Origin of the sequence: Methanoregula sp. (genome assembly GCA_026625165.1) — an archaeon.
Classification (GTDB): Archaea; Halobacteriota; Methanomicrobia; order Methanomicrobiales; family Methanospirillaceae; genus MVRE01.
Window position 1 is genome coordinate 2,110,414 of the sequence record CP112999.1, and the last position, 13,291, is coordinate 2,123,704.

General features: G+C 51.8%; 18 protein-coding genes. 9 read left to right on the forward strand and 9 right to left on the reverse strand.

Translation table 11 applies throughout. The features are described from left to right. The first annotated feature begins 107 nt into the window (after positions 1-107). Positions 108-1,403 carry a LamG domain-containing protein gene (locus OS112_11105; GenBank protein ID WAC04980.1) on the forward strand — a complete coding sequence of 432 codons (1,296 nt, stop codon included), beginning with the start codon at positions 108-110 and terminating at the stop codon, positions 1,401-1,403. Between the two features lie 47 nt (positions 1,404-1,450). Here OS112_11105 and OS112_11110 read toward each other — a convergent pair whose 3' ends face one another. Beyond that, positions 1,451-1,954, reverse strand: a complete 504-nt coding sequence (locus OS112_11110) for a rubrerythrin family protein (protein WAC04981.1) — start codon at positions 1,952-1,954, stop codon at positions 1,451-1,453. Positions 1,955-2,115: 161 nt separating this feature from the next. On the opposite strand from OS112_11110, the gene radC reads away from it, so the two are divergent. Beyond that, positions 2,116-2,781, forward strand: coding sequence for a DNA repair protein RadC (gene radC, locus OS112_11115; protein WAC04982.1), 666 nt, complete (start codon positions 2,116-2,118; stop codon positions 2,779-2,781). 16 nt (positions 2,782-2,797) lie between these two features. Here the strand turns inward: radC and OS112_11120 are convergent, their stop codons facing one another. Beyond that, positions 2,798-3,394, reverse strand: coding sequence for a flavodoxin family protein (locus OS112_11120; protein ID WAC04983.1), 597 nt, complete (start codon positions 3,392-3,394; stop codon positions 2,798-2,800). Between the two features lie 105 nt (positions 3,395-3,499). On the opposite strand from OS112_11120, the gene OS112_11125 reads away from it, so the two are divergent. From OS112_11125 to OS112_11150, 6 genes are all read left to right on the forward strand, one after another. After that, complete coding sequence (locus tag OS112_11125) at positions 3,500-3,751, forward strand: hypothetical protein (GenBank protein WAC04984.1); 252 nt, start codon at positions 3,500-3,502, stop codon at positions 3,749-3,751. 127 nt (positions 3,752-3,878) lie between these two features. Next, a complete protein-coding gene (locus OS112_11130; protein ID WAC04985.1) occupies positions 3,879-4,007 on the forward strand; it encodes a desulfoferrodoxin FeS4 iron-binding domain-containing protein in 129 nt (42 codons plus the stop codon). Positions 4,008-4,010: 3 nt separating this feature from the next. Then, positions 4,011-4,352: a carboxymuconolactone decarboxylase family protein gene (locus tag OS112_11135; protein WAC04986.1), complete on the forward strand. Its 342-nt coding sequence runs from the start codon at positions 4,011-4,013 to the stop codon at positions 4,350-4,352. Between the two features lie 34 nt (positions 4,353-4,386). Next, complete coding sequence (locus OS112_11140) at positions 4,387-5,031, forward strand: peroxiredoxin (protein WAC04987.1); 645 nt, start codon at positions 4,387-4,389, stop codon at positions 5,029-5,031. Positions 5,032-5,112: 81 nt separating this feature from the next. Continuing rightward, positions 5,113-5,727, forward strand: a complete 615-nt coding sequence (locus OS112_11145) for a flavodoxin family protein (protein WAC04988.1) — start codon at positions 5,113-5,115, stop codon at positions 5,725-5,727. 6 nt (positions 5,728-5,733) lie between these two features. Beyond that, positions 5,734-6,339: a flavodoxin family protein gene (locus OS112_11150; protein ID WAC04989.1), complete on the forward strand. Its 606-nt coding sequence runs from the start codon at positions 5,734-5,736 to the stop codon at positions 6,337-6,339. A 15-nt stretch (positions 6,340-6,354) separates the two neighbouring features. Here the strand turns inward: OS112_11150 and OS112_11155 are convergent, their stop codons facing one another. Beyond that, a complete protein-coding gene (locus OS112_11155; GenBank protein WAC04990.1) occupies positions 6,355-7,002 on the reverse strand; it encodes a peptidase M50 in 648 nt (215 codons plus the stop codon). A 101-nt stretch (positions 7,003-7,103) separates the two neighbouring features. Between OS112_11155 and OS112_11160 the strand changes: the two genes are divergently transcribed. Beyond that, complete coding sequence (locus OS112_11160; protein WAC04991.1) at positions 7,104-7,388, forward strand: chorismate mutase; 285 nt, start codon at positions 7,104-7,106, stop codon at positions 7,386-7,388. A gap of 35 nt (positions 7,389-7,423) precedes the next feature. On the opposite strand, the gene OS112_11165 is transcribed toward OS112_11160, so the two are convergent. From OS112_11165 to OS112_11190, 6 genes are all read right to left on the reverse strand, one after another. Beyond that, positions 7,424-8,596, reverse strand: coding sequence for a hypothetical protein (locus OS112_11165; protein WAC04992.1), 1,173 nt, complete (start codon positions 8,594-8,596; stop codon positions 7,424-7,426). Between the two features lie 47 nt (positions 8,597-8,643). Beyond that, positions 8,644-9,516 (reverse strand): acetylglutamate kinase, encoded by an 873-nt coding sequence (argB, locus tag OS112_11170; GenBank protein WAC04993.1) that lies wholly within the window; start codon positions 9,514-9,516, stop codon positions 8,644-8,646. After that, the gene (gene argJ / locus OS112_11175) at positions 9,513-10,670 is read right to left on the reverse strand and encodes a bifunctional glutamate N-acetyltransferase/amino-acid acetyltransferase ArgJ (protein ID WAC04994.1); all 1,158 of its coding nucleotides are present in this window, start codon (positions 10,668-10,670) and stop codon (positions 9,513-9,515) included. The genes argB and argJ overlap by 4 nt, the downstream gene beginning before the upstream one ends. Then, positions 10,667-11,164 carry a CBS domain-containing protein gene (locus OS112_11180; protein WAC04995.1) on the reverse strand — a complete coding sequence of 166 codons (498 nt, stop codon included), beginning with the start codon at positions 11,162-11,164 and terminating at the stop codon, positions 10,667-10,669. Before OS112_11180 ends, argJ begins: the two co-directional genes overlap by 4 nt. Before the next feature lie 9 nt (positions 11,165-11,173). Then, a complete protein-coding gene (argC, locus tag OS112_11185) occupies positions 11,174-12,160 on the reverse strand; it encodes an N-acetyl-gamma-glutamyl-phosphate reductase (GenBank protein ID WAC04996.1) in 987 nt (328 codons plus the stop codon). Between the two features lie 120 nt (positions 12,161-12,280). Then, positions 12,281-13,195, reverse strand: a complete 915-nt coding sequence (locus tag OS112_11190; protein WAC04997.1) for an ADP-ribosylglycohydrolase family protein — start codon at positions 13,193-13,195, stop codon at positions 12,281-12,283. Positions 13,196-13,291: the final 96 nt, after the last annotated feature.

Sequence of the window (13,291 nt, forward strand, 5' to 3'; positions counted from 1 at the left end):
ATTAAAAAAATATGCCGTTCGTATCCTTGAAAAAAATCATTGGATGTTGTCAGGGTATCGCAATGTTCTTTTTACCCTTTACCCAATACTGCATACGTGAATAGCCTGTGATCGTCGGATCCGGTGCACGGTTGGTTGGACAGTGTGTCCTTCTCGGGATTCTGGTGTATTTGCTTGCTGCAGGTGTGCATGCTGCTCCCGGCACCACCAGCCCTTCACCTGAGCCGGTTGCCTACCTGAATATGAATGAAGGAAGCGGGCAGTACCTTCTCGACATTTCAGGCAACGGGAATTCCGGCACGATCCACAACGCTTCACGCACGGACAATGGTGCGTGCAGCGGAGGGTTGCAGCTCAGTGGTTCTGGCGAGTATGTCGCAATCCCCTACAGTTCAAAAAACCACCCTGATACAGAGATCACGGTTGACCTCTGGTTTGCAATATATTCGTATGACCGGCAGGTCCTGATCTCATCATACAAAGACGGGGGATACCGGATGGCGTTTGATGACGGGGGTGACCTGTGGTGGACAGTCAGTTCCGTAGGTGCGGGCGATATTGCGGTACCTATCCAGCATGAATACATCCGCCCCAACCAGTGGCACCATGTCGCTGGAACCTATGATGGCCGCACTGCAAAGATCTACCTTGACGGTATCCTGCGCAATATGGTAAATGCTTCAGGACCGATCCATTATTCCTACAATAATTATGTCATGCTCGGGGTCGATGCGGGAACTGTCGACCGGCCCGACCCACAGTGCAACGGGTATATGAAAGGCGGGCTTGATGAGGTCAGGATCCATAACCGTGCTCTTACGTATGGAGAGGTTATGGATGCCCGGTTCAGCTGTACACTGGAGCCGGTGCCTTTGACCTATGAAAAAACACTCCGTACATTGCCTGCGGAGTGCAGCTACCTTTCGACTTCGTTTGCTCTGAAAGGCGGTGAGGAAATGGTTCACAGGATTATTATGACGGACGCTCAACAACAGGCCGTCTGGCATGTACAGGTGCCGCCGGGCTCCACAATCGCGGTGAATGTAAAAGATACATATTCTCAGGTCTACCCTGACGCATGGTATATCGAGATCGATGACGGCACGACCAGGCTCACCCGTTCGGTAGCATTTCCCAATACCCTCAATACTCCGTCCGAAGCGATCATCCCTTCAGGAAATGCAACCATAATCATCAGGTACTTTGACGGCGTCAACCGTTTCCCTTCATCCGCTTACATCGAAGTCCATTGCACTGCACCGCCACCCCCAATCCAGGAACCGCCCCACCCGATATTCTCAAATCCCATTATCGTCATCTACTCTGCATCATGGGCAACCCTGATTGCCATTGTGCTGGTAATCTTCTGGCTCCACCGGCGCAACAGGGATAAGGTCACATGATGCAGTTGCCTGACTTTGAGTTTTTTAAAATTGTGATGGAAAAATGGTTAGATAGTTATCTCGCGAAACTGCTTGCCGAAAACTCCGCAGATAGGACATTTATCCGGGGCTTTTCCCAGCTCGATATTCCCGCAGACCGGGCAGAGGAGGATCTTCTCACGGCCCATGTCACTACCCGCCTTTAAAAGCGAAAGTGCCTTTTCATACAGTTTTGCATGCACCTCTTCTGCTTTCATCGCATAGGTAAAAGCAAGCACGGCATCTGTCTTCTTCTCGCTCTCGGCCACTTTCACAAACCCGGGATACATTTCGGTAAACTCATGGGTCTCCCCTGCAATGCTCTCTTTGAGGTTGTTCTGCGTGATACCGACAGCCCCGAGCACCTTCAATAGCTTCTTCGCATGAATTGCCTCTGCTTCTGAAGCTGCTTTGAAAAGTGTCGCAATATTCTTAAAACCCTCGTCTGCAGCCTTGTCAGAAAACGCCTGGTATTTCCGGTTTGCCTGAGATTCGCCGGCATAGGCTTCCTTTGCATTCTCGACTGTTGCCATGAGGATATACTATGGACAAAAAATACTTAAAGATTCTTCATCGGGCAGTCGGCAGAAAATACCGAGAGCACCGATAAAAATTAAAAAGAAAGATTTTTCCTTCATGGAAATGACCGAAAAGAGATGAAATTGTTCGGGCTGGTTCCGGGTGCTGTGACTGCATGAAAAAGATGAAGGATGTGCTGCCGAGTGATCGCCCCCGCGAGAAGTTAGTGGCAAAAGGTCCGGCGGCGCTCACTGATACAGAGCTTGTCGAGGCAATTATCGGCAGGGGCACGGTGAAGCGCGATGTCCGGATGATTGCAAGGGATATATCGGAAAAAATCCGTATTGCCAGTGGTCTGCCATCGTATACGGATCTCCGGGATATTGAGGGAGTTGGGGAGACAAAGGCTGCACAGGTGATGGCATGTTTTGAACTGGGGCGCCGGCATTATGCAGAGAAGAACTGTGCACGCCGGATCATAAAACCCGAAGACATCCTCCCGCTGGTCGATGAATACCGGGGGCACCGGCAGGAGCACTTTATCTGCATCTCACTCAACGGGGCCGGTGAGATGCTCGGTAAAAGGGTAATCACCGTGGGGCTCCTCAACCACAGCCTCGTCCACCCGCGGGAAGTCTTTGCAGATCCGATAACCGACCGTGCTGCGTCAATCATCTGCGTCCACAACCACCCGTCGGGATCACTCGAACCAAGCTCACAGGATATCGCCATAACCCAACAACTCAAAGATGCCGGAATAACACTCGGGATCCAACTCCTCGACCATATTATCGTGACAAAAGAGGGATTTGTCAGTCTCAAGGAAAGAGGACTGATCTAAGTCAACGGTCATCCAATCAGTTGTTTTTTAAAAGTACACCCATCGCAAATCCCTTTTTGTATGCTGCTTCCAGCAGCTCAGGGTGTTTTCCCACATCCTGAATGGTATCCATATCGTTGATCATGAGCTCGTCCCAGTATTTGCAGTCGATAATATCCAAGAACGCTTCCACGGTCTTCTTTGCCCCGACAAAAACATCCGGGATTTTCATACCGGAGATGCAGATAAAGAGCGCCAAACGGTTTTTTTTCCGGTCCCGGCTGATGAACGGCTGATTCCTGACGTATTTTGCCATGAAAAAGACCTGGAAACGGTCCATGAACGATTTGAGCTTGCCGGGGATTCCCATGGTCATGACAGGTGTTGCGATGATAAGGCTGTCCATGTCCTTGAATTTCCCGTACATCGGCTGCATGTCATCGTCCATGATACAGGTGTCATGTTCCTTACAGAACATCATCTCCATGCAAGACTGGAAATCAAGGTTGGTGACAACAATAGTCTCAGTTTCGCACCCTGCATCCCGTGCTCCCTTCAGTGCTTTTTCGAGAAGTTTTGCCGTATTTCCCTCGGTGAGCGGGCTCCCGAGCAATCCGATAACCTTCTTTCCCATATTTATGACTATACCCGGCCCGGTTCGATATAACTTTTCATCTGGAATCCTTTCATGTAGCAAATGACTTGCACGAACACAAGTGATAAATACATTTCCGCAACAATGAGAAGTTTGGTGATTTTATTGACCGAACAGAAGACATACACCGCAGGACAGAAAGTCGGCGCGGGCAAGTACGTCTGCCTTGACTGCGGAAAGGAGTATAACCTTGACAAGAGTGAGCAGGACCTCAGAAAATGCCCGTCCTGCGCATGCGAGGAGTACCAGTGCTTCCCGATGACCCACATCCGCCCGGATATCAAGACACCGGAGGATGCGAAGCACCCGCCAAAACGCGGGAAAAGCAACATCTAACCCCATTTTTCTTTCGCATTTGTATAGCCGGTTAACCACCGGTCGTCGAGCCAGTCAGGCAACGCATCTCCGTCACCATGACTATCGCTCGCGGCCCGGTTATCATTGATGAATAGAGGAAAAGATCATGGTGAATGTCTCAAAGGAGGGGCAGGTCTTCAAATGCGAGATCTGCGGTAACGTGGTGATAGTAAAAGAAGCCGGTGGCGGAGAACTTGTCTGCTGCGGCGAACCGATGCAACTGGAGAGTGCGTAAAATATGGACAAGAGGATCAAGGATTTGGAAAAGAAGATCGGCAAGGTTCCCCGGTTCTTCAAGGAACTCTGTGACAAGGATCCAGAGATGTTCGAGATGGTGATGAAGCTGGAAGAGCACATCTGGGACGACGGTAAGCTCTCGCGGAAGACCAAGAAGCTGATCGCAATCGCGATTGCGGCTGCCCTGCGTGACCAGCACGCCGTGCGGGCGCAGCTCTCCGGCGCGGCAAACCTTGGCGTGACAAAAGAAGAGGTTGATGAGGCGCTTCGGGTGACGTTTCTGCTCTCGGGAATGCCGGCATACGTGTACGGCAAGGCGCAGCTTGACGAGATCATGAAATAAGAAAAGAGCCGGCCTCGAAACTAAGGGAGAAACTATGGCAGATGAGGAGTGTGTCAGGTTCCCGGTACTGGGTGAACCCGCACCGGACTTTGAAGCGGAAACAACGCAGGGGCCGATCAAACTTTCGGACTTAAAAGGAAAATGGGTCGTGATGTTCTCGCACCCGGCAGATTTCACACCGGTCTGCACCACCGAATTCATGTCGTTTACGAAGATCTATGACGAGCTCAAAGCACTCAATGTCAGTCTTATCGGGTTGTCGGTGGACAGTATCTCGTCGCATCTCGCATGGGTGCATGACATCAAGGAAAAGATGGGTATTGCCATCCCGTTTCCCATCATCGCAGACCTCACGATGAAAGTCGCAAAGAAGTACGGTATGATCCACCCGGGGCAAAGCTCAACAGCAGCTGTCCGCTGCGTCTTCTTTATCGATGAAAAAGGCATCATTCGGGCAATGATCTATTACCCGCTCCAGAACGGGAGGTATATGCCAGAGATCATCCGCCTTGTCAAAGCACTCCAGACCACGGATAAGTTCAAAGTCTCAACTCCAGCTAACTGGCAGCCGGGTGACAAGGTGGTTGTTCCACCACCCAAGACAACCGCCGAGATGGAGAAACGCCCGATCGAAGGGTATGAGTGCAAGGACTGGTATCTGTGCTTTAAAAACGTCTAGACAATAAAATAATCCAAATTTTTGACAGATCATGGGTTGTAATCCAATCTTTTTTCACTTTGGATACCCCAAATAAAACCTATGCCGATCAAAGTCCTCGCATTTGCCGGAAGCCCGCGACGGCATGGTAACTCCGAGACCCTCCTTGACTGGGTGCTTTCCGCTATGGGCAGGGAACCGGATGTGAGCATTGAGAAAGTCCCGCTTACCGAGGCGGATATCCATATGTGCAACGGGTGCAATGCCTGCGAGAAGCTGAATAAATGCATCCAGCGCGACGGCATGGACGTGATGCACGATAAGATCATCGAAGCAGACTGTATTATCCTGTCATCACCGATTTTCTGCATGGGGCTTGCAGCGCAGGTAAAGGCGCTTGTGGATCGCGCGCAGGTTTTCCGCTCGCGCAAGTACGTGCTGAAGCTCCCCGTCGTCCCGCCAGAACGCAAAGGAAAACGGCTGGGCGTCTTTCTTTCTACTGCGGGGCAGGACTGGGACCATGTTTTTAATGCAGCAGTACCGTCAGTAAAATGTTTCTTCCATGTCATCGACATCCGGGACAGCGACATCCATTACCTGATGATTAATAACGTGGATGAAAAAGGGGCAATTCAGAAGCACCCGTCTGCACAGGCTTATGCGGACAAACTGGGAAAAGATATGATCACAGAATTACATCAGCGGCTCGCTGCGTGATCTTCAATGGCCGTTACAGTCCTTGGCATTTCAGGCAGCCCGCACCGGCACGGAAATACCGAGACGCTGCTTGACCATTTCCTTGAGGGGGCTTTTGGGGCCGGTGCATCTGTCGACAAGGTTGTCCTCAAGACACTGCATTACGCTCCGTGTCATGGTTGCAACGCTTGTCACAAGGACGGGGAGTGCATTGTAAAAGACGATGCGCCCATCCTTTACGAGAGGATTATGGCAACGGACTGCCTTGCGGTTGCATCCCCAATCTACACAATGGGGATCACCGCTGAGCTCAAAGGTTTTATCGACCGCGAACAATTTCTTTGGGCAAGAAAATTCAAATTAAAGACTCTCTACTTTTCCGATGACCACATCAGACAGCACAAAGCGGTCTTCATTTCTACAGCCGGACTCGGGTGGGATAATGTCTTTGACGGGGCGTTTCCGGTCATCACGGCATTGTTCAACACGGTAGGCTTTGAATACTATGACAATATCATTGCAAATGACCTGGACCGGTATGGCGGCATCCGGCAGCACCCCACTGCAATGAACGAGGCATTTGAAAAAGGCCAGACGGTTGTCAGAGTGCTGGAAAAATTAAAGGAACCCTGAAATGTTTTATAATCATTACAACAGGTTCGGATAAAACGAGAGCAGCAGGGTCCCGAACGCAGCAACAATCAAGATGGCAAAGACGATCGGGTTCCATGCAAGCACCTTTCGCCCGTCAAGCACGCTCACCGGTAACATGTTGAACGCAGCAATCATCGCATTGACCTGCAGCCCCATCATACCGACCAGCGTTGCTAGGTTGCCTGTAATGCCTGATGAGAGACCACCGTATAAAATGAGGGCAGTAAACGGGATGCAGAGGATGAGATTTGTGACAGGGCCTGCCGCGGATATCTTCCCATTCTGCTCCCGGCTGATCCCGCCCCCACCTGACCGCCCGGTATCATAGATCACCGTTGCGCCAGGGGCTGCAAAGACCACCCCGACAAGTGCAGCGAGCGCGACGGCAACAACGAGCATCATGTTATCCTTTCGGAACTCCGCCCAGTACCCGTATTTCATGGCAGTGAACTTATGTGCCATTTCATGAGCCACAAAACCAATCCCGACTGTGATTAAAGAAATTCCGATAAAAATCAGCGCGGTAAATGGATCAACCCGAGCGCCCGCATCCCGGATAAAGATGATGGCAAACGCAAGAGAGATGGCACCCCAAGCGATGAAAAGGTCAAGGCACTCCTGCTGAGATATCCGTTCGAGCATAATAATTCCCCAATTACATGGAAGTCTCTGCCATTAGTTCTTTGGGTACTGCAGCTTCCTTTCATCAGCTATATACCATCCTTTTGATCAATACACTGCATATGAGGATCGAGGATATCCGCAAAGAGGTCGACAAGGTCGACAGGGAGATCGTCCGCAACATAGCACACCGCCAGAAACTGGCAGGAAAGATTGCAAAGATCAAGATCAGCGAGGGACTGCCAATCCATGATGAAGACAGGACGAGGGCGGTGCTCGAGTCCGTATTCAACAATGCAGTGGAGTACAAAATCGACCCCGTCACCGTCCGGAAGATATTTGAGTCCCTTATTATGATGAGCGAGGAGCGGCAGCACGAATGCTCGGGTGAGGGGAACCTCCCTTAACAATAATTCCCTTTTTAAAAGAACTATCCTTTTTTTTAAAGCCACCCGGACAGCATCACGATTCCGATCGCTATCATTGCAAGACCGATGGCGAAGCGGAGCATCCGCCGGTTCTCAAGCCTCCACAAATGTACCTTTTCCGGAGAGAGCCCGAATGCAACAATGAAAAGGATTATGATCAGCGGGAGGACGAAAATAAAATTATACAGCAGGAGATAGGGAAGCCCTTGTGCAAACGTGAGGCTTTTACTCATCATCCCGAGTATCGCAAGGTAGATCCCACCCGTGCAGGGCAGCTCAAAGATTCCAACAAGAACCCCAAGCACGAACGCTGCCGGGAGCGATGCATTCCGTATATATCGTTCAATTGTTACTTTTCTGGACTTTGGGATCGCAAGGATGAACCCCTCGTTCTTCCGGATGACATCAATGACATTCACCAGCCCCAGAATGATCGCAAGGATCGCTGCCCCGATAAACAGCACCGATGAAAAGCCGGTCTGCTGGACAATAGTAAAGAGCCCGATGCCGGATAGCAGGTAAAAAAGGAAAACTGCTGCGATATATGCACCGCCAACCACAAGGATCCGCCGCCTGCTTTCAAGTGTGATTATAGAAAGCAGCAGAAAGATGAGAACAGCAAAGGCGCACGGGTTCACACTGTCGATGAGTGCGCATGCGACAACTACAGGGAGCGTGAGAGCCGGGGTAGTAACGGGGCACCCCCCGTTCCCGGAAATTGGGGTAACGACGGGCGTTGTGTTTGTACTTGGTCCCGCGTTTCGAGATAGTTCGATGATGATTGGTTCTGTATAGTCCCGGATCTCATTTTCTCCAATAAGAGCACGGTCACCGATAACGAGAGTCGGGACGCCCGGTGTTGAGATGTTATATATTCGCTGGACCCGGTAAAGGATCTCCTGGTTGGTGGTGTTGTGGTACACTTCCAGTTGTATGAGATCGAGGTTTGGATACTTTGCAGCAAGAGTAATGAGGTGCGGTTTTATGTTCGCGCAATGGGTACAACCATCACCGTAGAAATAGAACGCAATCACTGTGCCAGAATGACCGGATGATTGTGAGAGGGTAGATCCGGTTTTTTGAATTCCCGCCCCCATTATGTTGCTAAAAAAACCCGAAAAGTAAAGTGCTACGATAAGCACAATGATAATGCCGGCGCCAGCGAGGATATTCCATCGTTTTTTCATGATATCGGGCTGTTTTCCCGTGTAATGGGTTTACTTAAGATAAAAATTTACCTGACGGTGATCATCGTCCCGACACCGTCATAGGTAAAGAGCTCGAGGAGGAGATTGTGCTCCACATTGCCATTAATAATATGGGCAAATGTCACACCGTTTTCAACAGCATTGATCACGGATGTAACCTTGGGGATCATGCCCTGTCCGATCGCGCCGGACTTTAACAGGCTGTTTGCCTCATCAATGGAGAGTTTCCGGTAGACTTTTGTCCTCGTCGCGTCCATGACCCCGTCGACATCTGTCATGTTGATCAGCTTGTATGCTTTAAGGGCAACTGCAATATCCCCTGCCGCAGTGTCGGCATTGATGTTCAGGCTCCCGCCGGACCTGTCAATAGCAATGGGAGCGATAACCGGGATGTGCTTGTTATCGAGAAGGATATTTAAGATGGCCGGGTCAACCCATTCGATCTCCCCGACATGCCCTAGATCAACTTCCTGTTCGACTTCGCCGATCTTCACTTTTTGGGGGTCCATCTTGCGGGCGATGACCATGTTCCCATCATTGCCCGAGAGTCCGACACCACGTGCACCGCACTTAGCGATAAGCGACACGATCCCGTTGTTGATCTTTCCAACAAGCACCATCTGGGCGATCTCGAGTGTTTCCGTATCGGTCACCCTTAAACCCCCGACGAAAACAGATTCCTTTCCCATTTGTTTCATCTTTTCCGTGATCTCCGGGCCGCCGCCATGAACGAGAACGACACGGATGCCTACATAGTGCAGGAGCACCGCATCCCGGATTGCATTCTCGAGGACGACAGGGTCGACCATCGCATGCCCACCAAGTTTTATCACAAGAGTCTTCCCATGGAACTGCTGGATATACGGCAGCGCCTCCATGAGCACATCCTCGCGTTTCATGTTGTGTACCTCCCGTTGATCTCCACGTATTTTTCTGTCAGGTCACATCCCCACGCGGTTGCCTTCTCTTTTCCTTGTGCAAAGTCGAGCTCGAATATGACCTTCTTTTTGTGCATCGCGGCTTTTGCTTTTTTTAAGTCTGCTATGACCTCGCCGTTTATTACCAAGGGGTAGCGCTCAGTGCCGTCACTGATCCAAAGGGAAACCGCATTGGGGTCAAACGGTACTCCGGCTCTGCCGGCAGCTGCTACAACCCGCCCCCAGTTCGGGTCTTCGCCGTAAACCGCAGTCTTTACCAATGGAGAGCCGATGACTGTGCGTGCAACTTCCGCAGCCGCTTCCTCGCTTGACGCTCCCCGTACAGTGACCTCGATAAGCTTTGTTGCCCCTTCCCCATCGGCTGCGATCTGCCGGGCAAGGGAGACACAGCATTCTTCCAGAGCTGTACAGAATTCGCGGTATGGTACCTTTCCCGCTTCCCCGGTAGCGGTACAGAGCGCGATGTCATTGGTGCTCGTGTCACCGTCGACGACGACACGGTTAAATGACCTGCGTGTTGCCAGCCTGAGTGCCTGCAATAGCTGCCTCTGGCCAACGTCGGCATCGGTATAGAGGAACGCAAGCATCGTCCCCATATTCGGTGCAATCATCCCGCTGCCCTTAGTGATGCCTCCCACAGAGAATGCCTCGTTCTTTGCCAGCGCATGTTTTGGGATTGTATCCGTGGTCATGATTGCCTGAGCAGCTGCAGATTCCGCTGACCCACTCCGTGTCAGCTCCTTTGCCACATCCCGGCACTGGCGCTCGATAAGGGTGAGGTCGAGATACCTCCCGATAACCCCGGTACTTGCAACGCCGACAAGTGATGGGTCAAGATCGAGCACCTGACCTGCAATACCGGTCATTTTTTCCGCATCGGCATATCCACGCCTGCCGGTATACGCGTTTGCGCACCCGCTGTTAGCAACCACCGCCTCCAGTTTCCCCTTTTTGATGCGCTCGCGCATCAGCTCGATCGGGCCTGCCCTGACAAGGTTCTTGGTAAATACCCCTGCGGCAGTCCCGCTCGCACGGATAAGTGCAAGCCCGTACTTGCCTTCCTTGATGCCATTTGCCGTTACACCCTCAACAGCGCAGATGCTCTGGAACGTCATGTGGCACCACCATTGTTTTTGTTGTCATAGGTCATCCCCACACCCTGCACGATATCTGCCCGTGCGATGATCCCGACAAGTTTCTTTCCCCGCACTACCGGTAGGCGGGAGATGCCCTCTTTTAACATCAGCGAGGCGGCAGCCTCAATATCCATATCCTCGGTTGCGGTGACCACCCGGTGCGTCATCACTTTTTTTACCGGGGTGTCACCAATGTTGCTCAACGCATGTTTTGTCTTTTCCCAGTTGATATACTCCCGGATCGGTATCTCAATGATTTCGAGAGGAGACGGGAGCCAGAGGTCATCCGAGATCCGTCCGGTCTCGAGCTGGGCGATGATATCAGATTCGGTAAGTATCCCTGCAAGGTTATTTCCTTCCATCACCGGAAGCCCTCCGATATGATGCTTCCTGAGCAGGGCAACCGCATCCCGCAGCGGCATGCCGGTCATGGCAACGATCGGTTCCTTTGTCATCACATCCTTTACTAGCATTGCATCCACCTAGGGTAACAGCCCGGCATGTTCCAGCCCGTCAGTCTCTTTGAATCCGCACATCAGGTTCATGTTCTGGATCGCCTGTCCGCTTGCCCCTTTGACAAGGTTGTCGATTGCTGATACCACCACTACCCGGTACCCTTCGGATTCTACCGCAAGGTCACAGAAGTTGCTTCCCCGTACCGCAGCAAGCGAGGGCTTCTGGTACCGGACAAAATATTCATTTTTATAGAAATCCCGGTAGATTCTCTCGACTTCCTTGCTCTCCATCGGTTCGTTGAGGAGGATGTGTGCTGTGGTGAGAATGCCCCGGTTGACGGGGACGAGGTGCGGTGTGAAATAGCATTTCGCCTTTGATTTAAGGAACGAAAGCTCCTGTTTCATCTCCGCAAGATGGCGGTGGGACGTCCATTTATACGGGCCGACATTGTCCCCGACATTTGGATAATGGGTTGTCGCCGATGGGTTGTCTCCCGCCCCGCTCACACCTGTTTTTGAATCGAAAATCACCGTGTGCGCCTGCCGGGCAAGAGGGGCGGCTGCCAGTGTAGCGCCTGTCGGAAAGCAACCGGGATTTGCGACAAATTTTACACCGGTAACCTCTCTTCTGTGAAGCTCTGGGATGCCGTACGGTGCAGGAAAAAAATCCGTGTGTGTGACGCCGTACACTTTCTCGTAGACCTCTTTTGGTAAACGGTAATCCGCACTAAGGTCCACAACCCTGATCCCGCGGGAGAGCAGTTCTCCAACATAGGTCATTGCCGCAGTATGCGGGACTGCAAGAAATGCTACATCGGCGTCGATCGCATCGATATCGGGGTTCGTAAACGCAAGATCTGTAAATCCTTTCAGCTGGGGATGGATCTGGACGAGCCGCGTCCCTGCAAGCTTGCGGGAGGTGGCACAGTTGACTTCCGCTGATGAGTGATGATGCAGGAGCCGGACCAGCTCACCTCCCGCATACCCGGATGCCCCGATAATCGCAACCTTCATGCATCAATGTTTTTTTGTTAAAAATTTAATCCTTTTTGGATATTTCCCGGATTATTAGGTAATTTCCCGATATTTTTAAAAAACAGGATGTTTTAGGTCCGGACTGGTGCGCGGAACAGGTCACGGCTGTTCCCGTTTCCGCTGGCAAACCCCATAGAGGCGCTGCGCGAGCAGCTCGATCCTCTGGCGTTCTTCGAGCCCATCGAGAAGATCGGTGGGGAGCGATTCCATACCCCCGCGGGCTCCAAGATATGCCCCGCAGACAAGCGCGATAGTATCCGTATTTCCCCCAACATTAGCGGCTACGGTGAGGAGGTCCGGGGGGTGCTGGTACCGACTGATCAGGAAGAATGCAACCGGCAGTGTCTGGAATACCGATACATCATGGCCGATCTTGAGCACAGCAGTCTCAGCATCGACACCTTCCCGCTCAAGCATGAGGGCGTTTCGTATCCGTCCACCGAGCACGTCATCCTCTACCGATGCCTTTTTCTCCGCTTGCCGGATTGCATCACCACTCCCGTTGATCGTATAATAGATTAGGACGGAAAGTGTTGCAACCGCAGCATGGGCTGCCGGGTGAGTATGGGTGACATTGCAGGCGCGGACAGCCCGCTCGACAGCTTCAGAGAGATCTGAGTATGCAAGGGCAAACGGGATGGCGAGAGCAAGACAGCCGGCAGTCGTTGACTTGACCCCAGCACTTGAGGGGTTGTCCCGGATCATATGCTCACAGGCAGCTGACACCGAGCCATCAGGGAACCTGAATCCGCCGCGGGCATAGAGTTCCCTTAGAGCTTCAGCATACCGGTCCTCATTGAACCGCCCGTCCGCAAGCAGGGTACCGGCAAGGATCATCAGCTGCGTATCATCGGTGAACTGCCCGGCCTTTAGCCCCGCATTGGGGTGACCCTTGTACGCCCGTCGGTATCCATACCGCATCTTCTGCAGGTTTGGCGATGTGCTCTCGTTGGGCATGCCGAGCGCGTCGCCAATTGCGGCACCCAGCAGACATCCCTTGAATTTCTCCAGCATTGATCCTATATTGAAAAACCCCGATAGATAACTCTTATTATATCCTGAGTGCATCCTGCGCGCTGGCAAAAATTCACACAAAATAGCTGGTATTTT

What these genes read in the sequence shown, in the direction of transcription:
- OS112_11110 (WAC04981.1), bottom strand. Translation starts at nt 1,954, where the DNA reads ATGGCAACAGTCGAGAATGCAAAGGAAGCCTATGCCGGCGAATCTCAG.
- radC (WAC04982.1), top strand. Translation starts at nt 2,116, where the DNA reads ATGAAAAAGATGAAGGATGTGCTGCCGAGTGATCGCCCCCGCGAGAAG.
- OS112_11120 (WAC04983.1), bottom strand. Translation starts at nt 3,394, where the DNA reads ATGGGAAAGAAGGTTATCGGATTGCTCGGGAGCCCGCTCACCGAGGGA.
- OS112_11125 (WAC04984.1), top strand. Translation starts at nt 3,500, where the DNA reads ATGAGAAGTTTGGTGATTTTATTGACCGAACAGAAGACATACACCGCA.
- OS112_11130 (WAC04985.1), top strand. Translation starts at nt 3,879, where the DNA reads ATGGTGAATGTCTCAAAGGAGGGGCAGGTCTTCAAATGCGAGATCTGC.
- OS112_11135 (WAC04986.1), top strand. Translation starts at nt 4,011, where the DNA reads ATGGACAAGAGGATCAAGGATTTGGAAAAGAAGATCGGCAAGGTTCCC.
- OS112_11140 (WAC04987.1), top strand. Translation starts at nt 4,387, where the DNA reads ATGGCAGATGAGGAGTGTGTCAGGTTCCCGGTACTGGGTGAACCCGCA.
- OS112_11145 (WAC04988.1), top strand. Translation starts at nt 5,113, where the DNA reads ATGCCGATCAAAGTCCTCGCATTTGCCGGAAGCCCGCGACGGCATGGT.
- OS112_11150 (WAC04989.1), top strand. Translation starts at nt 5,734, where the DNA reads ATGGCCGTTACAGTCCTTGGCATTTCAGGCAGCCCGCACCGGCACGGA.
- OS112_11155 (WAC04990.1), bottom strand. Translation starts at nt 7,002, where the DNA reads ATGCTCGAACGGATATCTCAGCAGGAGTGCCTTGACCTTTTCATCGCT.
- OS112_11160 (WAC04991.1), top strand. Translation starts at nt 7,104, where the DNA reads ATGAGGATCGAGGATATCCGCAAAGAGGTCGACAAGGTCGACAGGGAG.
- OS112_11165 (WAC04992.1), bottom strand. Translation starts at nt 8,596, where the DNA reads ATGAAAAAACGATGGAATATCCTCGCTGGCGCCGGCATTATCATTGTG.
- argB (WAC04993.1), bottom strand. Translation starts at nt 9,516, where the DNA reads ATGAAACGCGAGGATGTGCTCATGGAGGCGCTGCCGTATATCCAGCAG.
- argJ (WAC04994.1), bottom strand. Translation starts at nt 10,670, where the DNA reads ATGACGTTCCAGAGCATCTGCGCTGTTGAGGGTGTAACGGCAAATGGC.
- OS112_11180 (WAC04995.1), bottom strand. Translation starts at nt 11,164, where the DNA reads ATGCTAGTAAAGGATGTGATGACAAAGGAACCGATCGTTGCCATGACC.
- argC (WAC04996.1), bottom strand. Translation starts at nt 12,160, where the DNA reads ATGAAGGTTGCGATTATCGGGGCATCCGGGTATGCGGGAGGTGAGCTG.
- OS112_11190 (WAC04997.1), bottom strand. Translation starts at nt 13,195, where the DNA reads ATGCTGGAGAAATTCAAGGGATGTCTGCTGGGTGCCGCAATTGGCGAC.